The sequence below is a fragment of the Paramagnetospirillum kuznetsovii genome (genome assembly GCF_003284725.1).
Classification (GTDB): Bacteria; Pseudomonadota; Alphaproteobacteria; order Rhodospirillales; family Magnetospirillaceae; genus Phaeospirillum; species Phaeospirillum kuznetsovii.
On record NZ_PGTO01000007.1, the window covers coordinates 30,378 to 49,031 of the forward strand.

Here is an 18,654-nt window from a genome sequence, read left to right on the forward strand (position 1 = left end):
ATGAATCGGTTCGAACGCTATCTGACCGTCTGGGTCGGCCTGTGCATCCTCGCCGGTGTCGCGCTGGGACACTTTCTGCCCGGCCCGTTCCAGGCCATCGGCCGCATGGAAATCGCCCAGGTCAATCTGCCGGTGGCGGTGCTGATCTGGCTGATGATCATCCCCATGCTGCTGAAGATCGACTTCGGCGCCCTGCATCAGGTAAGTGAGCATTGGAAGGGCATCGGCGTGACGCTCTTCATCAATTGGGGCGTCAAGCCGTTCTCCATGGCGGCCCTCGGCTGGGTGTTCATCTCCACATTGTTCAAGCCCTACCTGCCCGCCGACCAGCTTGATTCCTATATCGCCGGGCTGATCTTGCTGGCCGCCGCACCTTGCACCGCCATGGTCTTCGTATGGTCCAACCTGACCAATGGCGAACCCCATTTCACCCTCAGCCAAGTGGCGCTCAACGATCTGATCATGGTGGTGGCCTTCGCCCCCATCGTCGGGCTGCTGCTGGGCCTGTCCTCCATCACCGTGCCCTGGGACACCCTGCTGCTGTCGGTGGTGCTCTACATCGTGGTGCCGGTGATCGTCGCGCAAGTCTGGCGCAAGGCCCTGTTGGCCCATGGTCCCCAGGCCCTGCCCAATCTGCTGGCCAAGATCGGCCCGCTGTCGCTGGTGGCGCTGCTGACCACCCTGGTGCTGCTGTTCGGCTTCCAGGGCGAGCAGATCATCAATCAGCCCCTGGTCATCGCCATGCTGGCGGTGCCCATCACCATCCAGGTCTATTTCAATTCGGGGCTGGCCTATCTGTTGAACAAGAAGCTGGGCGTCGCCCATTGCGTCGCCGGGCCATCGGCCCTGATCGGGGCGTCCAACTTCTTCGAACTGGCGGTGGCCGCCGCCATCTCCCTGTTCGGCTTTCAGTCGGGCGCCGCCCTGGCCACCGTGGTCGGTGTCTTGATCGAGGTGCCGGTGATGCTGTCCGTGGTCAAGATCGTCAATGCGTCCAAGACTTGGTACGAAGCCCGGACATAGGAGAGCAATCATGACCAAGCTAGAAATCTATGATCCCGCCATGTGCTGCTCGACCGGCGTTTGCGGTCCCGAGGTCGATCCCGTCCTGGTCACCTTCGCCGCCGATCTGAAATGGGTGGCCGAGCAGGGCGTCGCGGTCCACCGCTATAATCTCGGCCAGGAGCCCCAGGCCTTCGCCGCCAATCCGGCGGTGGTCAAGGAGATGGAGGCCGGTATGGACCGACTGCCCATCATCGCGGTGGACGGCCATATCGTATCGACCGGGGTGCATCTGTCCCGCGACCAACTGGCGGCCAAGCTGGGACTCGCGGCCGGTGGAAAGCCGACCGCTTCCTGCTGCTCGCCCAAATCCGGCTGCTGCTGATGGACCACACCCGCACGCTGTTCTTCACCGGCAAGGGCGGTGTCGGCAAGACCTCGCTGTCCTGCGCCACCGGCCTTGCCTTGGCCGAGGCGGGCAAGCGGGTGCTGATCGTCAGCACCGATCCGGCCTCGAATCTCGACGAAGTGCTGGGGACGCCTCTTGGCCAGACGCCATGCGCCATCGCGGGGGCTCCGGGTCTGTTCGCCCTCAACATCGATCCGGAAGCCGCCGCCCATGACTACAAGGAACGCATGGTCGCGCCTTATCGCGGCATCCTGCCCGCGGCGGCCATCGCCAGCATGGAAGAGCAGTTCTCCGGCGCCTGTACCGTCGAGATCGCCGCCTTCGACGAATTCGCCAAGCTGCTGGGCGACCCGGCCGCCACTTTGGGTTTCGACCATGTCATCTTCGATACCGCGCCGACCGGCCATACCCTGCGGCTGTTGACCCTGCCCTCGGCCTGGACCGATTTCATCGCGTCTTCCACCGGCGGCGCTTCGTGCCTGGGTCCGCTGGCCGGGCTGGAAAAGCAAAAGGCGCTTTATGCCGCCACGGTGGCGCAATTGTCCGATCCGGCGACCACCACCATCGTGCTGGTCGCCCGCGCCGAAGTCTCGGCGCTGCGCGAGGCCGAGCGCACCCGTCATGAACTGCAAGACCTCGGCGTCCGTAATCTGCGGCTGGCCCTGAACGGCGTCTTCGCGGCGGGACAGACCGGGGATGACGTCGCGCTGGCCATGGAAGGCCGAGGGCGCGACGCCGTGGCGGAAATGCCCGCCGGGCTGTCCTTGCTGCCCCGCGATCAGTTTCCCTTCCTGCCCAGGGGCACCGTCGGCCTGGACTCGCTTCAGTCCCTGTTTCGCCCCGCTCCGGCTTTCGTGCCGAGCCCCGAGCCCTTCGCGCCGGGTCGCCTTCCCGCCGGTCTGGTCCCCCTGTTGGATGATCTGGAAGCCGCCGGTCACGGCGTGATCATGACCATGGGCAAGGGCGGCGTCGGCAAGACAACCATGGCCGCCGCCCTGGCCGTCGCCTTGGCGGCGCGAGGGCATAAGGTGGTGCTGTCCACCACCGATCCCGCCGCCCATCTGGCGGCCACCATGGCCGGTGAGGCTTCCAATCTGTGCGTTGCCCGCATCGACCCGGAAGCGGAAGTCGCGCGCTATCGCGACGAGGTTCTGGCCAAGGCGGGGGCCAGTCTGGACGAATCCGGCCGCGCCATGCTGGAAGAGGATCTGCGCTCGCCCTGCACCGAGGAGATCGCCGTCTTCCGCGCCTTCGCCCGCACGGTGGAGGGCGGCAAGGACGGCTTCGTGGTGCTTGACACCGCGCCCACGGGGCACACCATCTTGCTGCTGGACGCCGCCGAGGCCTATCACCGCGAAGTGCTGCGGACCCAGGCCGACATGCCCGATGCGGTGCGTAATCTGCTGCCCCGGCTGCGTGACCCCAGCTTTACCCGCATCCTGATCGTGACATTGGCCGAAGCCACCCCGGTGCATGAGGCCGAGCGCCTGGCCCAAGACCTGGGCCGGGCAGGCATCACGCCTTATGCCTGGGTGATCAATCAGAGCCTGCTGGCCAGCGGCACCGCCCATCCGCTGCTGGCCCAGCGCGGCCGCTATGAGATGGCGTTCATCCGCAAGGTGTCCGATGAACTGGCGCCACGGACGGCCCTCGTGCCTTGGCAGGCGGACGTGCCGGTGGGAAAGACGGGATTGCTGCGGCTGGTACGGTAAGGCCATCCATGCAGGAGGGGGGGATGCCTTTCAAGGCTGCGGAGCGGCTGACAAAGCAAAAACGGCTGGATGGTGGAACAACCCACCATCCAGCCGCTTATCTTTGCTTCTCCGGCGGTTGCCCGCCTTCCTCACGTCAGCGCCCTTGACGGCTTTCTTACCTTCACGACACCTGGTTCAGCGGACGAAAACCTGGACCTCGCCGGTGCTGGTGGAGGTGCTGGTGGTGGAATTGACCCTGACCCGGCTGGCCGGCAGGTTCATGTTGGTCAGCGAGCGCAGCACCGAATCCGCATTGCGCTTGGCGTTGGAGGCGGACAGGGCCTGCTGGCCGGGGGTCGATCCCACCGGCGAGACCGCGACAACGTCGAAGGTGGCGTTGGGGCGACGGTCCAGCGCGCTTTTGATGGCGGTGTAAAGCGCGGGCTCGTAATTCACGTTGGGGCGGTCGAAGCGGATGGTGACCAGCGGCATCTCGCCGCTCGCCAGGGGGCGCGCCGAGGCGCCGTCATAGCTGGCGTTGATGCGATTGCCCAGGCCACCGGCGAACAGGGCGCCGTTCTTGATGCCCAGCGCCAGGGTGTTGAGGTTCTGCTTTTCCGAGGCCACATACTGCTGCTGACGGATGGAATCGCTGGTCAGTTCGGACAGCAGGCGCTCGACCATCACCACGGTGCGGTTGGTTTCGTCTTCCAAGATGCGCAGCTGACGGTGATCCTCGTCCACCGCGCCCGACAGCGAGCGGGCGGCGCGGACGGATTCCAGCAGGAAGGCGGCCATGGTCGACGACGAGGTGACCTCGTTGGTCAGGCGGTTCATCTTCAGCACGTCGTCGGTGATGCGGTCCAGCTCGCCCTGGGCGGCGTTCCACTGCTGGGTCAGGATCGGGTTGCCCGGGGTGGTGCCCACCTGGAGGCGGGCATTGATGGCCGCCACGGTGCCGTGATAGCGCTGGGAATCCTGCACCGTCTCGTTGCGGATCTGCTGCAGCGACTGGTTCTGGCGGCCCAGCGTCGCCTGCAACGACTGAAGGTCGCCACGAAGCGCGGCGGCCTTTCCGCCGACAAAGGTGCCGGTGGGCGAGCCGGGCGTGACGGTCACCGCCTCATAGCCGGACGAGCCCATGACGGGCGGCGCGTCGGGTGCGGCCTGTTCGGTCTGATTGGCGGCGACGGTTCCGGTTGCCGGGAACAGCGCGTCCTCTGCGAACGAGCATCCGCCCGCCAGGAGGGCCGCGCACAAGGCGGCGGCATGGGTCTTTTTCAGGGCCATGGGGATAGCTGATCCTTTGATTCGCCAATTCCGACAAGTACCGACGGGCTTAAGACCATTTCTTGGATTGAAACTAGACTTGCCCCCGCAAACTTTGGGGCGGATTTTACGCAATTGAACACCCGGCCACAAGTCCGCATTTCGATTGGTGGTACCTATTTGTCAAATGAGTCCATATGCTTTGGGTCCGTGAACCGGAAGATTTTCGCACTTGCAGGGTCTGGGGTGTTTGTGTATGGTCCGCGTCCTCGCTTGGGCGGCAACGTCCTGGCGGCGGATAAAGCGCCCGTAGCTCAATTGGATAGAGCACCAGACTACGAATCTGGGGGTTGGAAGTTCGAGTCTTTCCGGGCGCGCCATTCTTTCTCAAGAGTTACAGGTTCTCCTGTAGCTCTTTTATTTTGCCTGAGGCCCCCATGCGGGCCCAGAGCCTCATAAAGGCTGGCGACTACGGCCTATTCCGATTAGGTTGACCCCACCGAGCCAGCAGCGATTCTGGGGCGCCATGCTGTTCAATTCGCCACTCTTTCTGTTCGTCTTTCTGCCGATCTGCCTTGTCGGGTTCCGCCTGCTGGCGCGACTCAGTTGGTCGGGGGCGCTGGCCTTCCTGACCGTGGCCTCGGTGGTGTTCTATGCTTGGTGGGATCCCATCCATTCCTGGCCCATGGTCTTGTCCATCTGCGCCAACTACGCTTTCGGCCTGGCGCTGATCCGTCTGCGCGACGGAGGTTGGGGCGGGCCGGTCCTGATTTTGGGCGTGGGTCTCAATCTGGCGCTGCTGGGCTGGTTCAAATATGCCGGGTTCTTCGCCACGACCTTGAACCAACTGGCCGGGTTCGAGTTTGAGGTGGCGTCAAGTCTGATTCCCCTGGGCATCTCCTTCTTCACCTTCACCCAGATCGCCTATCTGGTGGATGTGCGCCGTCGGGAGGCGTCCGAGCCCGGGATGGTGAACTACGCCCTGTTCGTCACCTTCTTTCCCCATCTCATCGCCGGGCCGATCATCCATCACAAGGAGATGATGCCCCAGTTCGGGTCGCGTAAACGGGCCAGTTTCAACGAGGATCTCGCCGCCGGTTCCGCCATGTTCATCATCGGATTGGGCAAGAAGCTGCTGCTGGCCGATCCGGTGGTGAAATACGTCACCGGAGCCTTCACCACCTCGGCGCTGGGTGAGCCCTTGGGCATGATCGAGGCGTGGCAGGCGGCCCTGGCCTATACGGTCCAGATCTATTTCGATTTCTCCGCCTATTCCGACATGGCCTTGGGATTGGCCCGGATGTTCGGGATCGATCTGCCGGTGAATTTCAATTCTCCATACAAGTCCCGCAATATCATCGAATTCTGGCGGCGCTGGCATATGACGCTGTCGCGGTTCCTGCGCGACTACCTCTATTTCTCCTTGGGCGGCAACCGCCGGGGGCCGTGGCGCCGCCAGATCAATTTGATGTTGGTGATGCTTATCGGCGGCTTGTGGCACGGCGCGGCTTGGACCTTCATCATCTGGGGCGGGCTGCATGGGATCTATCTGGTGATCAATCATCTGTGGCGGGAATGGCGTGGCGAGGGCAAAGGCGGAGCGCTGGCCCAGACGGCGTCCTGGGCCCTGACCCTGCTGGCGGTGGTGGTGGCCTGGGTGTTCTTTCGGGCGCATAGCCTGGGCGCCGCGCTGGGGATGCTGGCCGGGATGGCCGGTTTGCACGGCTTAAGCTCTGGCTCCGGGGGCGTCGCCGCCACATCCTGGCAAGGCTTGGCGACGGTGGCGGGCCTGCTGGTGATCAGCCTGGTCGCGCCCAATTCGCAACAAATCATGCGCCTGTGCCACCCCGGCCTTGCCAAGGTGGCCGACCCGGAGCATTTCGGGCGGTTGGCGTGGCGGCCCACACCCCTTTGGGCGGTCGCTTTGGCGGTCCTGACGGTGATCTCGGTGTTCAGCCTGTGGTCGCCCACCGAATTCCTCTATTACCAGTTCTGAGCCATGATGGACTCGTTGCGCTATCTCAAGACCTTCTTCCTCGCGAGCGCGGCCGGTTTGCTTTTGGCCGCGCTGTTCAATGTGGTGGTCGATCCCTATGCCAGCTTCCACTGGAGCGACATTCGCGGCTTCAACGACCAAAAGCATCTGAAGCGCGGCGGCGGCAGGGTCAACAAGGGGGGCATCCTCAGCCGCTATTCCTTTGATACGCTGATTTTCGGGACATCGCGGGCGGAATTGGGGCTCAACCCCAATTCACCGGTCTTGGGTGGCGCCGCGGCTTTCAATGCCGCCCAGGTGAGCACCAACCTGGCGGAAATCCGCATCGAGGCGCTGTTCGCCGCCCAGCATCAGACGCCGTCAACCGTGATCATCGACCTGGATTTCCTGACCTTTACTCCCAAGGATGAACTGTCCTCGGCGGCGGATTTCCCCCAATCTCCCTTCGCCGGGCGCAGCCTGATCCCCATCTTGCTGGAGCGACTGGTCTCTTGGCCGTCGCTGGTGGATTGCGGCACTGTCATCCGCAATTCCAAGCGGCACAAGCGGGATCCCTTCACCAAATTCGGCTATTACGACCGTGACGCGGTGGAAAGCTCGGTCCGTCATCGCGAGGCCTTTACCGTGGTCATGACCACCTTCATGACCGGATCCAACGGCTATCGCGGCTTTGACTATCGCTCGGAACGGGTCGAACAATTGCGCACCGTGATCGAGCGCTTCCATGCCAAGGGCGCCAAGGTCGTGTTGTACATTTCGCCGCTGCATGCCCGCCATTTAGAGGCCATGTGGGAGTTGGGGCTGTTTCCCGCCTTCGAGCAGTGGAAGCGCGACCTGACCGGACTGGTTGCCCGGCTGAGAGACGAGAATCCCGGCGGCGCCGCCATCCAGCTTTGGGATTTCTTCGACTACAATTCCATCACCACGGAACCGGTCGGCGAGTCCATGCGGTGGTACTGGGAGTCCTCGCACTACACCAGCGCCACCGGCGAGTTGATCCTGGCGCGCATGCTGGGCGCAAGTGGCGGAAGCCCATCGGTGCCTGCGGACTTCGGCACGGAACTGACTCCGAACACCATCGAGAGCGTTCTGGCCAACGCCCGGACTCGGCATGGCGTCTACAGCCGCGATTTTCCGGAAGAACTCAGAGATGTCAGGCAATTGGCTGAGGCCACCGCGGGCCATTCTTCGAAACGGCCGACGTCAAACCCTTAGCAAGAGCCCCGTTTCAACGGCGTGGCGCCAGCGTCAGATCAGCGGCACCGTCGGGTGCGGCGCGGCGAAGCCTGCGGGATAGTAAGGCCGCACGCTGTCGCAGAACAGGGCTTGATCGGCCTCCGTCAGGAACGAGGGGATGAACAGCCCGTCGAACCGGACCTCCTGGGCGGTGAAGGCGTCGGTGGCGGTCTTGCGGACCGCCCAGAAGCCGCCGCATGTGCCGACCGCATCGAAGGCCTCGCCCACCGCCAGGGTGACGCCGGGGTGGAAAAACTTTCCGGTCCTGGGATCTTCCACCAAGTCCCGATTGGCATTGGCCCGCGCCGTGGGAATATCGACCTCCTCCATCAGAAGGTTGAGATCGTCGCCGCAGATGATGCCGCCGATGCGGGTCATGCGCTTGGCGTGGGCGATATCGATGGAAGCGTCATCGTAATAATGACCGGCATCCACATAGACGATGTCGAACACATCCTCGCCCAGACCGGGCAGAGTATCCTCGGAGACGCCGCGAATATGGTCGATGGGGACGCCATAGGCCTCGGACCCGGCCTTGGCGTTGTGAAGGTAGATGTTGTAGGCCACGTCATTCTTGGCCGCATTGGCGAAGAATTGATATTTGGCGGATTGCAGATCCTCGGAACTGAGGATCGGATTCCACGAGTCAATGGAGAGGACCGACGATCCCGCGGCCGCCTGCGGCCCGCCGAAGCGCAAGATGGATTCGCTCCACAGAAGAGTCGAGGCGCCGAGCCATGAGCCGATCTCGGCGATGCGCAGCGAAGCGTTGCCGGACTTCAATGCGCCGTTGACGGTGGCCATGATGAAGGCGTGCTTGGGCAGGAAGTGTGTATGAGGCACAACGTCCGGGGGAAAGAGAAAGCGTTCGGAAATGCTTGTCATGCGTCACCTTGGCACGCCAGGGGCTCGCGGTCCGATGGGACCGAGGCCCAACCATAGCATCGCGGAACGGCAAATCCGAGCCTAGGCCGCTATTTGGCGGCGCAACGACAATTCTTCCTGGGCGAGGGTCCAGATATAGGTGCCGTGGACCTTCTGGTCGGCGACGATCCGCCGCAACAGCGCCATGGGGATGTTGCGAATCCAGTCACGGAGCATCATGAAATCCTCCGATGTTGCAATGCACAAGAAGCAGCTTGGAGCAGAGATGGTTTCATAATGGTTAACAACGATTCCAAAGTGGCGTGGCTTCGGCGGCAGCGCATTTTCAATGCTGCACCGCAACATCATGGAACGATTCCATCCTTTCCTCCCATGCAAACTTGGTCTGCCGCCCATGCGGGTAGGGCGGTCGCACCACCCCGGATCGGACATGATCTTGCCAAAATCGCGCATTTTCCCGGCCTCCTCTGTCGGATGGCTCGCCTCTCGGTATTGCATTTGGTACTGTTGGGGTAGGTGGATCGACGGGCGCGCCCTTCGGCCTGCCCAGAGACCACGAGCGGCATCAAGCCGTCGGCAGTTGGGAGCGTCCTCATTTGTCATCCACCGTGATCTATAGCCATCATGTCTGCCTGGAACACGACACCGGCGAATTCCATCCCGAATGCGCCGACCGGCTGCGCGCCATCGGCCATATCTTCGACCGCGAGGAATTCATGTATGTGCCGCGGGAAGAGGCTCCCCGTGGCACCCTGGCGCAAATCCTGCGGGCGCATCCGCAAGACCATTACGACATGGTGATGGATTCCGTCCCCAGCGAAGGCTGTATCGAACTCGACGGCGATACCATGCTGTCGCCCAAATCGGGCGAGGCCGCCTTGCGCTCGGTGGGCGCCGCCTGCGCCGCCGTGGACGAAGTGGCCACCGGGCGCAGCCGCAACGCCTTTTGCGCCACGCGGCCGCCCGGCCATCACGCCGAGCGCAACGCCGCCATGGGCTTTTGTCTGTTTTCCAATGCCGCCATCGCTGCCTTGCACGCTCGTGATGCTCACGGCTTCAAGCGGGTGGCGGTGATCGACTTCGACGTCCATCACGGCAACGGCACCCAGGATGTTCTGTGGAACGAGCCCGGCACCCTGTATGCCTCATCCCATCAGGAGGACGCGTTTCCCTATACCGGCAAGGCCGAGGAAACCGGGCCGGAGGGCGGTTGCGTGGTGGTCAATGTGCCGCTGCCCGCCGGAACGGCGTCGGAGGTGTTCCGCGCCGCCTATACCGATACCATCCTGCCCAGGCTCAATGATTTCAAACCCGACTTCATGATCATTTCCGCCGGATTCGATGCCCATGCCGCCGATCCCATGGCGCATCTGCGGCTGCAGGTGGCGGATTTCGAATGGCTGACCCGGCAATTGCTGGCCATTGCCCGAACCCACGCCGAACGCCGGGTTGTCTCATTGCTGGAAGGCGGGTATGACACGCGCGCCCTCGCGGCTTGCGTCGCCGCCCATGTCCGCGTCCTGATGGAAGGTTGAACCATGAATTTCGTTGAGTGGACCGCCGATATGTCGGTGGGCAGCGATACGTTGGATGGTCATCACCAGATGATCATCGATTGCCTGAACGCGCTGCATCCCATGCTGGAGACCGACGCGCCGGAAGCCAAGGTTCTGGCCGTCATGGCCAAGCTGGAAGACTTCGTCCTGGTCCATTTCAGCGACGAAGAGCGGGACATGAAGCAGGCGGGCTACCCCGACTGGCGCGCCCACAAGGAACTGCACGATCAGATGTATGACGTGGTGTTCTCGCTGAAATCGGATATCGAGCGCGGCGAGAAAGTGGATGCCCAACGTCTGTTCGAACTGATCCAGAACTGGCTGGTCACCCATATCCTGGGCGAGGACCGCAAATACGTCCCCTTCCTGACCAGCCACACCGCCAAGCCGGTGGGCCAGTGGAAGCGCTCCAACGGCCGGGATGTCTGATGGGTATGGGGAGCGCCGCATCGTCGACGACATCGACTATTGGCGCGACGTCGCCCCCTGCGCGCCCCCCCGATTCCATCGCCAAGGCGACGGCGACTTGGTTCAAGTATCTGGGATAGATGACGGCGGAACCGGTTTGCGGTAGACAGAGCCATGCGCATCCTGTTCCTGACCGAGAATTTTCCGCCGGAAACCAATGCCGCCGCCACGCGGGTGTCGGAGCGCGCCCTGTATTGGATTCGCGCCGGCCATCAGGTGACGGTGCTGACCTGCGCCCCCAATTTCCCCGGCGGAAAGGTGTTCGACGGCTGGGAGAACCGCTGGCGTCAGATCGACGACGTGGGCGGCATCCGGGTGGTGCGGGTGAAGACCTATATCGCGCCTAACGAGGGCTTCGCCAAGCGTATCCTCGACTTCGTGTCCTTCATGATCACCGCCTTCGTGGCCGGGCTGTTGGAGCCGCGACCCGATGTGGTGGTTTCCACCAGTCCGCAGTTTTTCGCCGCCGTGGGCGGCTGGGCGCTGGCCGCGGCGCGGCGCGTCCCCTTCGTGTTCGAACTGGGCGATCTGTGGCCGCGTTCCATCACCGCCGTCGGCGCCATGAGGGACAGCGTCGTCATCCGTTGGCTGGAAAGGCTGGAACTGTTCCTGTACCGCCACTCCGCCGCCGTCATCGCCCTGACACGGGCCTTCAAGGACGACCTGATCCGGCGCGGCATCCCGGCGGAAAAGATCGCCGTGGTCATCAACGGCGTCGATCTACCGCGCTACGCACCGCGTCCCCGCGACGCCGAACTGGCGGCGCAATGGGGGCTGGGCGACAGCTTCGTCATCGGCTATGTGGGCACCCATGGCATGGCCCACGGACTGATCAACGTGCTGGACGCAGCCTCGCTGCTGCATGATGCGCCGCGGGTGAAATTCCTGCTGGTGGGCGCCGGGGCGGAGCGCCAGATGCTGATGGACGAAGCCAAGCGGCGCGGCCTGTCCAATGTGGTGTTCGGCCCGCCGCAGCCCAAGGACATGATGCCCCGGGTGTGGTCGCTGTGCGACGTGGCGCTGGTGCATCTGAAGGATTCGCCCGCCTTCGCCGAGGTGATCCCGTCCAAGATCTTCGAGGCCATGGGCATGGGTCTGCCGCTGCTGCTGGTGGCCCCCAGGGGCGAGGCGTCCCATATCGTCGAGGCCGACGCGGCCGGTCTGTTCGTCGCCGCCGCCGATCCGAAAGGATTGGCCGAGGCGGCACGGCGGCTGGAATCCGACGCCGCGCTACGCTCGAGCCTTGCCGCCGCAAGCCTTGCCGCCGCGCCGCGCCACACCCGCGAGCGTCAGGCCGAGTTGTTCATCCAGGCGCTTGACCTCGTGGTCGCCGAAAAAGGCCCCGCCGAGGCCGGGATGATCGAAGGATGAGTGAAGAACGGACCTTCCTCGAACGCGCGCCGGAATACACCTTCGCCCTGGCCGCCCTGGTGGCGCCGCCGCTGGCGGTATTGGTGCCGTTGGGCATGGCGGTCTACTTGCCGATTTTCGGGGGATTGTGCGCAATTCTATTTTGGCGTGGTGGCGACTTTGGCTTGCTCCCTATCGCACCGCTAATTCTGGTCGCAGCTTTGTGCGGTTGGGGGGCGATCAGCCTGCTCTGGGCGATGGAGATTCAGAGTGGAGCCTTGGCGATCGTTCGGCTTGCCGCGCTGAGCATCGCAGGAAGCCTGTCGTTTGCTTTGGCCGGAACGATAAGACTTGAACGTTTTCGGTTTATAGTTCCGGCGTTTACGCTCGGAATATTCGTGGCAGCGGTTGTTCTGATCATTGAGGTCGAGACAGGAAATGGGCTGTCGCAGTTAATATTTCATATCAAGGCTGGGCCGGGGCAGTTCCTTTCATCGACTCAAAAATCACTTTTAGGACGTGGGGGAACGGTTCTGGCGCTCCTTATTTGGCCATTCATAGTGCTAGCATGGCGCGCTCGAAGTCATTGGGCCATCGGAGGTATCGGAATTGCAATGGTCGCCTTGCTGCTAAGCGATAGTTTGGCGGGGCGATTGGCTTTAGCTTTTGGTGGCGCAATGTTTTTGCTGGTGCGTATTTCACCGCGGATATGGCTGCGCGTCTTAAAAGCAGCAGTGGTCGTCTGCGTTCTGATTTTGCCAGGCGTCATCAGTCGAGCGCCGCAGCCTCCGGAGACATTCGATTCAATGCCCTGGCTGCCCTTGTCGGCTCATCATCGCTTATTGATATGGCATTTCGCGGCGGACCGGATCGCGGAACATCGGATGCTGGGTTGGGGAATGGATGCGTCGCGATCCATTCCCGGCGGGGATGAAACGGTAAACCTTATCGACTATTACCCGGTAACCCATGGAACACGACGGGTCATCAACGGCAATCTGATGCCTCTCCATCCCCATAACGCCATCCTCCAATGCTGGTTGGAACTCGGGCTGGGAGGGGCGCTGATTTTGGCGGCCTTCCTATGGACCATGGTCGGTAACGTAGAAAAGTCTGCGGCCAGGGATCCATTGTCGGCGGCGGGCATTGCCGGGTGCATTGTCGCGGCCCTGGTTGTCTCAGCGGTGTCCTATGGTGCTTGGCAAAGTTGGTGGGTGTCCACTCTTTGGGTGGTTGCCACCTTCTGCCGCCTTACCATAAGCGAACCATTGCCGTCATCAGGCGAGCCTTCGATTTGACTTGAGGATCTTGAAGGCACCTTTGGCCTTTGAGAGCAACTCGTAAATCGACCGTGTCTTGAAAGCACTGCGGGCGATGTATTTAGGCCGAAAATAAAAGCGACGATAGGCCCATTTCTGTAGCCCGATCAGCGTGTCCAAGTCCATGAACTCGGTCCAGTGATCAACCACGTAGCCCTTGTGCGGCTTAAGGGCGAACTGTTCCCAGCGGCCGGGTTCGATGATCTTCTTGGCCACAGCTTGATCGTACATTTCGGTATTGGGATAAAGCTTCAACACCGAAACCTGCGCGTAGTCGGGGTCAAGACCGACCAGAAAGTCGATGTTAGCCTTAACATCTTCCGGTGTCCGTTCGTGCGGCAGACCGATGATATAGTCAGCCACTGTCAGGATGCCCAGGTCTCGGCACCATTTGAAGGCGTTGCTGACCTTGGTCGTATTGGTTCCCTTCTTCAGGGCCTTTAGTCCGTCGTCGGAACCGGTCTCGACGCCGAACGCAATCATGCGAAGGCCAGATTGCTTGGCGCGCTTTAGGGATTCGTAGGTTACCGTATTGACGCGACCACGAAAGTCCCACTCTATTTTAAGGCCTCTTCTGTCCAATTCATCACAGAACTCTACGATCTTTTTCGGCGTGATATTGAACAAGTCGTCATAGAATCGAAATTCCTTGTATCCCATGGCCAAGCACTCTTCGATTTCATCAACGACGCTTTCGTGGGAGCGTTGGCGATAGCGCTTATAGGGGACATCGCAGAAGGTGCACAGATAGGGACAGCCACGCGACGACAGAATGGTCGCCAGATCAGAGGAAACGCCTAGAATGCTCTTGTAGCGCAGGTGACGGATCCACTTCCGATCGACCAGGGGCAGATCGTCGACGTTTTCCACATAGGCGGGCGGCACCGATACGCGGGCAAGGAAGCGCTTGTCCCTGAATTGCTGATCACGCCAAGCGTTGATGGAGATTTTTGTATAGACGCCGAGAATGGTGGTGATGTCCTCACCTTTTTCGAGCGCGTTGACCAGCGCAGTGAACGCGTATTCACCTTCACCCACCACAATAGAATCGAATTGCGGCAACTGAGCAGCTTCAAACGGGTAAGCGATGGCATGATGGCCGCCCAGGCAGATGTGGGCGTGCGGAACTATTTTTCTGACCGTCTCAGCAACCATGCAGCAATCGACCATCGAGATGGTAAAGCTGGTGACGCCCACGATGTCGGGTTTGATCTCTTCGATTATGGCCGGGATTTTGGCCTGTCGGATGCCCTGCGCGATGCAGTCGATGAAGTGGAATTCGTGCCCGGTGGTGTTTTTCTCCAGATAGCTCAGAACGTAGAGCATGCCCAGTGGTGGAAATTCCCCAAAGTCGTCTGCCTCAAGGAAGGTGCCGTCTTCACTGTGGGAGTCAGGATTCTCGATGACCGCATTCTCATCGGGTGGGTTAATCATCAGAATTTTCATGACAATGCCAGCGTCCTTATTTCCGAGCCACCCAGGGCTGCCGCAGTGTAGCACCGTGCGGCAGATGAAAAATCCATCTTTAAATTGCGGTTAATCTTGGTCGGGCAGGCTTCCGTCTACAAGTTCCGAGTCGTGAATTTTCCGGGCTACGATGAGAACGATATCCCCGAAACTCACCGGAACCGCTAATTTTGTTGGCAGAACTTCTGCCAATGACGCGGCCAGGCCTTGCAGTGGGCGGGGTAATAAGGTGGCGGCTTTCAATGCAAGATAACTAAGAGTCGCATAATGGCGATAATCACCCATGTAGATGATTTCGAATCCGGCATTCGTCAGCCACCGCCGCAGCAATGGTCGCGTGAAGTAATACAGATGCATATCCATCAGCCACGGCCATCGGCCGCCCAGCAGGCGCGGAAACCAGTTTGCCGCATCCAAGGTGCAAAAACTGAGAGTTCCGCCTTGCCGTAAAAGACGGTTTGATTGCAAGAGCATGTCGAAGGGATGGTCGAGATGTTCCATCACATCCCAGGACATCACCGCGTCATAAGGCGGCTGCAGCTCCTTTGAGACTGTGGCGAGGGAGCCCTGATGAATGGGGATGTTCAGTGACGTTCTGGCGAAATTCGAAGCCCAGCGTGATGGTTCCACACCGGTGACTGACCAACCGCGCTTTATCGCCTCCGCCAAAAATAGGCCGCAATAGGAGCCGACTTCAACCAGGGTTCCGGGTTTGCCGAGCCAAGGGGAGATCCGGTGGATCAAGCGTGCAAATGTGATTTGCCGGGCAAGAGCGTTTTCCATGTAGAGTTCGTCTTCGACATCCGCATAGATATCGGCAAGATTCTTCGGTTGCTGCTTCGCTGGCACCTGCATGAGGCCACACCGCAGGCAGAGGGCCACTTGGGGCTTGCTGCCATGGGCCATGCTGGAACACCGATAGGCGTCAGCCTTGCCGTTAATGGAGGCGTCGTCCTTCCGCGCATGGTATTCCATGAGGAATGGAGAACCGCAGCCCTGGCAATTATCCTCGATATTGGTTGCCGAGATTGATCCGCGTCCGGCAAGTCGCGACAAAGTGAGCCTTAAGAGTTTGGCCACGCCGCTGAAAATCTCGAATCGGGGAATTTTGGATGAGCCGAAATGGCGGTCGCGGAATTGAATCGGAACCTCGGCCATGCGAAAGCCGGCCCGGTGAAGTCGGTAGACCGTTTCCATGAAGTAAGAGTATCCGCCGCCCTTGAGCTTGGCACAGCGTCGGTCCCGCAGCATGTTGACCCGGAAAGCACGAAACGACGTCGTAAATTCGTGGGTTGGAATGCCCAGGAACCGACGCGCCAGGGTGTTGGCCGACACGCTTAGGAAACGGCGATAACCATCATAGTCGCTGGATCCTCCTGGGGCATACCGTGACCCGATCACAAAGTCCACATCCGCCAATTTCGCGAGAAGGGCGGGGATTTCCGCAGGGTCGTGGGACAGGTCCGCGTCCATGGTCACGAGATGGTCGTATCCATTCTGGACCGCGTAGACCATCGCCAGTTGATGAGCGCTGCCGAGGCCCATTTTACAGGGACGGTGGACAACGCGCAGGCGGGGTTGGATGCTGGCCAATTCGTCGAGATGGCGTCCGGTGCCGTCAGGCGAATTGTCATCGACCACCAGGATTTCCAGATCGATCCCGGTTGCGAAGATGCGCTCGATAAGAACGTCGATATTGCCCAATTCGTTATACGTGGCTGTAAACACCAAAACGCGCTTGGCAGCCTCTGGCCCACAATTTCCGGTCACCATGGACTTTTGCTCCGAGGCCGTCATCCCGGTTCTCCTGCTTTTTCACACTGGGTCAATCGATCAACGACGCCATCGACATCGGTTCGCGCTGTCCAGCCCAGACGATCCTGCGTTGCGCTAATGTCAGCGTAACTTCGGCGGACGATATTGGTCGGCGGCGCATCGTTCCGGTAATCAACATGGTCACGCCAATCAAGCCCCAAGACCGCGAATGCGCGCTCGACCAGATAGGCGAGTGGAGCGCTACGGCCGGTGGCGATGATAAAATCCTCGGCCTGCTCACGCCGAAGCATCAGATGCATGGCTTCAACAAAATCGGGAGCCCATCCCCAATCTCGGATCGGGCTTATGTCTCCGAGGCTTAGGCGCTCGTCACTTCCCCGGGCAATACGCGACGCGCTTGAAATAATTTTGCGCGTTACAAAGTCCGCCCCCCGCAAAGGTGATTCGTGACTGAACAAAATGCCGGTCGAGACATGCATGTCAAAGGCTTGGCGATAGGTTCGCACCTGCCAGAAGGTGAATGCTTTCGCCGTGGCATAGGGACTGCGCGGATAAAACGGTGTGTCGCAATTGGCCGGCATCTGCGTGTCACCGAAGCACTCCGACGATCCGGCGAAAAAACAACGGATGCCTCGATTGGCGCGCAAAGCCTCCAAGATCGCCGAGGTCGCACCCGCATTGGCCGCGAAGGCGCCGGCGGGGTCTGCAAAGGAGCGAGCCACGGAGGTCAATCCCGACAAGGCATAGACTTCGTCCGGGCGTACCCGCTCCAACAATTGGGTGACGGCCATGGTATCAGTAGGGTCGAGGCGAACCATCTCAACTTGGTCGCTCAGTCCCAATCTATCCAAATTGAGGAACGGCCTATCGTTGCGGGAGCTTCCCGTCACGTGGTAACCCAGACCCAGAAGATGTCGCGCCAGATAAGATCCGTCTTGCCCGGAAATCCCAATAATCAATGCCTTAAGCATGGACCCCGCCCATCGGACCAACGGCGCGCGACAATTCCGACCATGACCAGTATGGCGGCACCGACTTTCCCGCGATTTAGCATTTTTAACGTCGTTGCCACAACATGTTTCCCGTTCGGATGGATCAGACGCACCCCGCAGATCAACAAGCCTTGACAGTCATTGGCCGGTAAACTACGAGTGCCCCTTACGCAATGGCTTCGGGTAAATCCGCTGCATGGCTCCGACAGCATTAATAACCGGCATCACCGGACAGGACGGCGCCTATTTGGCCGAGCTTCTGCTGTCCAAGGGCTACGTGGTCCACGGGGTCAAACGGCGTTCTTCTTCTTTCAACACTGGACGGATCGATCATCTCTATCGTGATCCCCACGATGGCGAAACGCGCCTGCGCATGCATTTCGGCGATCTCACCGACGCCACCAACCTGATCCGGGTTGTTCAAGAAACTCAGCCAGACGAGATTTACAATCTTGCCGCCCAGAGCCACGTTCAGGTCAGCTTCGAGACGCCGGAATACACGGCCAATTCCGACGGGCTCGGCACGCTGCGCCTCCTGGAAGCGATTCGCATTCTCGGAATGACTGACCGCGTGCGTTTCTACCAGGCATCGACCTCGGAGCTCTACGGCAAGGTCGCAGAAACGCCGCAGCGAGAAACCACGCCGTTCTACCCGCGTTCACCCTATGGCGCCGCCAAACTGTATGCCTATTGGATCACGGTGAATTATCGCGAGGCCTATGGCTTGCACGCCTCTAACGGCATCTTGTTCAATCATGAAAGCCCGATTCGGGGCGAGACTTTCGTGACGCGGAAGATTACCCGCGCGGTCGCCGCCATTCATACCGGCCGGCAAGACACGTTATATCTCGGCAATCTTGACGCGGTGCGCGACTGGGGTCATGCCAAGGATTATGTGGAGGGCATGTGGCGCATGCTCCAACAGCCAGAACCTGACGACTATGTCCTTGCCACCGGCGAGGGCCATAGCGTGCGTGAATTCGTCGAGCGGGCTTTCGCCTGTGTGGGGCGAACGATCACGTGGAAAGGGACCGGCATTGATGAGGTTGGTATCGATACTCGATCCGGGGACGCTATCGTCCGCATTGACCCCCGGTATTTCCGGCCGACCGAGGTGGAGCTTCTGATCGGCGACGCATCAAAGGCGAAGCGTAACCTTGGCTGGTCCGCAACCACCACATTCGCCGCCTTAATCGAAGAGATGATGGCGGCAGATATCAAGGCAATTGGCTAGG

Annotated in this window: 16 protein-coding genes and 1 tRNA gene; 11 read left to right on the top strand and 6 right to left on the bottom strand. The window is 60.9% G+C overall.

Annotation, left to right across the window (positions count from 1 at the left end; translation table 11 throughout):
- Genes arsB through arsA form a run of 3 tightly spaced genes read left to right on the top strand, consistent with a single transcriptional unit; the run spans position 1 to position 3,123 of the window.
- The gene (gene arsB, locus CU669_RS10840) at positions 1 to 1,023 is read left to right on the top strand and encodes an ACR3 family arsenite efflux transporter (RefSeq protein WP_112144548.1); all 1,023 of its coding nucleotides are present in this window, start codon (positions 1 to 3) and stop codon (positions 1,021 to 1,023) included.
- Positions 1,024 to 1,033: 10 nt separating this feature from the next.
- A complete protein-coding gene (arsD, locus tag CU669_RS10845; RefSeq protein ID WP_112144550.1) occupies positions 1,034 to 1,387 on the top strand; it encodes an arsenite efflux transporter metallochaperone ArsD in 354 nt (117 codons plus the stop codon).
- Positions 1,387 to 3,123 carry an arsenical pump-driving ATPase gene (gene arsA / locus CU669_RS10850; protein WP_112144552.1) on the top strand — a complete coding sequence of 579 codons (1,737 nt, stop codon included), beginning with the start codon at positions 1,387 to 1,389 and terminating at the stop codon, positions 3,121 to 3,123. Before arsD ends, arsA begins: the two co-directional genes overlap by 1 nt.
- A 177-nt stretch (positions 3,124 to 3,300) precedes the next feature.
- Here the strand turns inward: arsA and CU669_RS10855 are convergent, their stop codons facing one another.
- Positions 3,301 to 4,395 (bottom strand): hypothetical protein, encoded by a 1,095-nt coding sequence (locus CU669_RS10855; RefSeq protein WP_112144553.1) that lies wholly within the window; start codon positions 4,393 to 4,395, stop codon positions 3,301 to 3,303.
- A 282-nt stretch (positions 4,396 to 4,677) separates the two neighbouring features.
- Here CU669_RS10855 and CU669_RS10860 point away from each other — a divergent pair.
- The 3 genes from CU669_RS10860 to CU669_RS10870 all read left to right on the top strand — a co-directional run bounded on the left by CU669_RS10860 (position 4,678) and on the right by CU669_RS10870 (position 7,585).
- Positions 4,678 to 4,754, top strand: a tRNA-Arg gene (locus tag CU669_RS10860).
- A gap of 146 nt (positions 4,755 to 4,900) precedes the next feature.
- Complete coding sequence (locus tag CU669_RS10865) at positions 4,901 to 6,370, top strand: MBOAT family O-acyltransferase (protein ID WP_112144555.1); 1,470 nt, start codon at positions 4,901 to 4,903, stop codon at positions 6,368 to 6,370.
- 3 nt (positions 6,371 to 6,373) lie between these two features.
- The gene (locus CU669_RS10870; RefSeq protein ID WP_112144557.1) at positions 6,374 to 7,585 is read left to right on the top strand and encodes an alpha-amylase family protein; all 1,212 of its coding nucleotides are present in this window, start codon (positions 6,374 to 6,376) and stop codon (positions 7,583 to 7,585) included.
- 33 nt (positions 7,586 to 7,618) lie between these two features.
- Here the strand turns inward: CU669_RS10870 and CU669_RS10875 are convergent, their stop codons facing one another.
- Positions 7,619 to 8,491, bottom strand: a complete 873-nt coding sequence (locus CU669_RS10875) for a class I SAM-dependent methyltransferase (protein WP_112144559.1) — start codon at positions 8,489 to 8,491, stop codon at positions 7,619 to 7,621.
- Between the two features lie 81 nt (positions 8,492 to 8,572).
- Positions 8,573 to 8,944: a hypothetical protein gene (locus CU669_RS21110; protein WP_146747718.1), complete on the bottom strand. Its 372-nt coding sequence runs from the start codon at positions 8,942 to 8,944 to the stop codon at positions 8,573 to 8,575.
- 143 nt (positions 8,945 to 9,087) lie between these two features.
- On the opposite strand from CU669_RS21110, the gene CU669_RS10880 reads away from it, so the two are divergent.
- The 4 genes from CU669_RS10880 (at position 9,088) to CU669_RS10895 (ending at position 13,163) form a co-directional block, all read left to right on the top strand.
- Positions 9,088 to 10,026 (top strand): histone deacetylase family protein, encoded by a 939-nt coding sequence (locus CU669_RS10880; RefSeq protein WP_239988676.1) that lies wholly within the window; start codon positions 9,088 to 9,090, stop codon positions 10,024 to 10,026.
- A 3-nt stretch (positions 10,027 to 10,029) separates the two neighbouring features.
- The gene (locus CU669_RS10885; RefSeq protein ID WP_112144562.1) at positions 10,030 to 10,476 is read left to right on the top strand and encodes a bacteriohemerythrin; all 447 of its coding nucleotides are present in this window, start codon (positions 10,030 to 10,032) and stop codon (positions 10,474 to 10,476) included.
- 153 nt (positions 10,477 to 10,629) lie between these two features.
- Positions 10,630 to 11,886 (top strand): glycosyltransferase family 4 protein, encoded by a 1,257-nt coding sequence (locus CU669_RS10890; RefSeq protein ID WP_112144564.1) that lies wholly within the window; start codon positions 10,630 to 10,632, stop codon positions 11,884 to 11,886.
- Entirely contained in the window at positions 11,883 to 13,163 is a 1,281-nt protein-coding gene (locus CU669_RS10895) for an O-antigen ligase family protein (protein WP_112144566.1), read from the top strand. Before CU669_RS10890 ends, CU669_RS10895 begins: the two co-directional genes overlap by 4 nt.
- Here CU669_RS10895 and CU669_RS10900 read toward each other — a convergent pair.
- From CU669_RS10900 to CU669_RS10910, 3 genes are all read right to left on the bottom strand, one after another.
- On the bottom strand, positions 13,143 to 14,630 hold the full coding sequence (locus CU669_RS10900) for a B12-binding domain-containing radical SAM protein (protein ID WP_112144568.1): 1,488 nt from the start codon (positions 14,628 to 14,630) through the stop codon (positions 13,143 to 13,145). The two genes, CU669_RS10895 and CU669_RS10900, sit on opposite strands and share 21 nt — an antisense overlap.
- Positions 14,631 to 14,720: 90 nt before the next feature.
- Positions 14,721 to 16,448, bottom strand: a complete 1,728-nt coding sequence (locus CU669_RS10905) for a glycosyltransferase (RefSeq protein ID WP_112144570.1) — start codon at positions 16,446 to 16,448, stop codon at positions 14,721 to 14,723.
- Positions 16,445 to 17,398: a GDP-mannose 4,6-dehydratase gene (locus CU669_RS10910; protein ID WP_112144571.1), complete on the bottom strand. Its 954-nt coding sequence runs from the start codon at positions 17,396 to 17,398 to the stop codon at positions 16,445 to 16,447. Before CU669_RS10910 ends, CU669_RS10905 begins: the two co-directional genes overlap by 4 nt.
- Before the next feature lie 217 nt (positions 17,399 to 17,615).
- On the opposite strand from CU669_RS10910, the gene gmd reads away from it, so the two are divergent.
- Positions 17,616 to 18,653, top strand: coding sequence for a GDP-mannose 4,6-dehydratase (gene gmd / locus CU669_RS10915; RefSeq protein WP_112144573.1), 1,038 nt, complete (start codon positions 17,616 to 17,618; stop codon positions 18,651 to 18,653).
- Position 18,654: the final 1 nt, after the last annotated feature.

What these genes read in the sequence shown, in the direction of transcription:
- arsB (WP_112144548.1), top strand. Translation starts at nt 1, where the DNA reads ATGAATCGGTTCGAACGCTATCTGACCGTCTGGGTCGGCCTGTGCATC.
- arsD (WP_112144550.1), top strand. Translation starts at nt 1,034, where the DNA reads ATGACCAAGCTAGAAATCTATGATCCCGCCATGTGCTGCTCGACCGGC.
- arsA (WP_112144552.1), top strand. Translation starts at nt 1,387, where the DNA reads ATGGACCACACCCGCACGCTGTTCTTCACCGGCAAGGGCGGTGTCGGC.
- CU669_RS10855 (WP_112144553.1), bottom strand. Translation starts at nt 4,395, where the DNA reads ATGGCCCTGAAAAAGACCCATGCCGCCGCCTTGTGCGCGGCCCTCCTG.
- CU669_RS10865 (WP_112144555.1), top strand. Translation starts at nt 4,901, where the DNA reads ATGCTGTTCAATTCGCCACTCTTTCTGTTCGTCTTTCTGCCGATCTGC.
- CU669_RS10870 (WP_112144557.1), top strand. Translation starts at nt 6,374, where the DNA reads ATGATGGACTCGTTGCGCTATCTCAAGACCTTCTTCCTCGCGAGCGCG.
- CU669_RS10875 (WP_112144559.1), bottom strand. Translation starts at nt 8,491, where the DNA reads ATGACAAGCATTTCCGAACGCTTTCTCTTTCCCCCGGACGTTGTGCCT.
- CU669_RS21110 (WP_146747718.1), bottom strand. Translation starts at nt 8,944, where the DNA reads ATGCGCGATTTTGGCAAGATCATGTCCGATCCGGGGTGGTGCGACCGC.
- CU669_RS10885 (WP_112144562.1), top strand. Translation starts at nt 10,030, where the DNA reads ATGAATTTCGTTGAGTGGACCGCCGATATGTCGGTGGGCAGCGATACG.
- CU669_RS10890 (WP_112144564.1), top strand. Translation starts at nt 10,630, where the DNA reads ATGCGCATCCTGTTCCTGACCGAGAATTTTCCGCCGGAAACCAATGCC.
- CU669_RS10895 (WP_112144566.1), top strand. Translation starts at nt 11,883, where the DNA reads ATGAGTGAAGAACGGACCTTCCTCGAACGCGCGCCGGAATACACCTTC.
- CU669_RS10900 (WP_112144568.1), bottom strand. Translation starts at nt 14,630, where the DNA reads ATGAAAATTCTGATGATTAACCCACCCGATGAGAATGCGGTCATCGAG.
- CU669_RS10905 (WP_112144570.1), bottom strand. Translation starts at nt 16,448, where the DNA reads ATGACGGCCTCGGAGCAAAAGTCCATGGTGACCGGAAATTGTGGGCCA.
- CU669_RS10910 (WP_112144571.1), bottom strand. Translation starts at nt 17,398, where the DNA reads ATGCTTAAGGCATTGATTATTGGGATTTCCGGGCAAGACGGATCTTAT.
- gmd (WP_112144573.1), top strand. Translation starts at nt 17,616, where the DNA reads ATGGCTCCGACAGCATTAATAACCGGCATCACCGGACAGGACGGCGCC.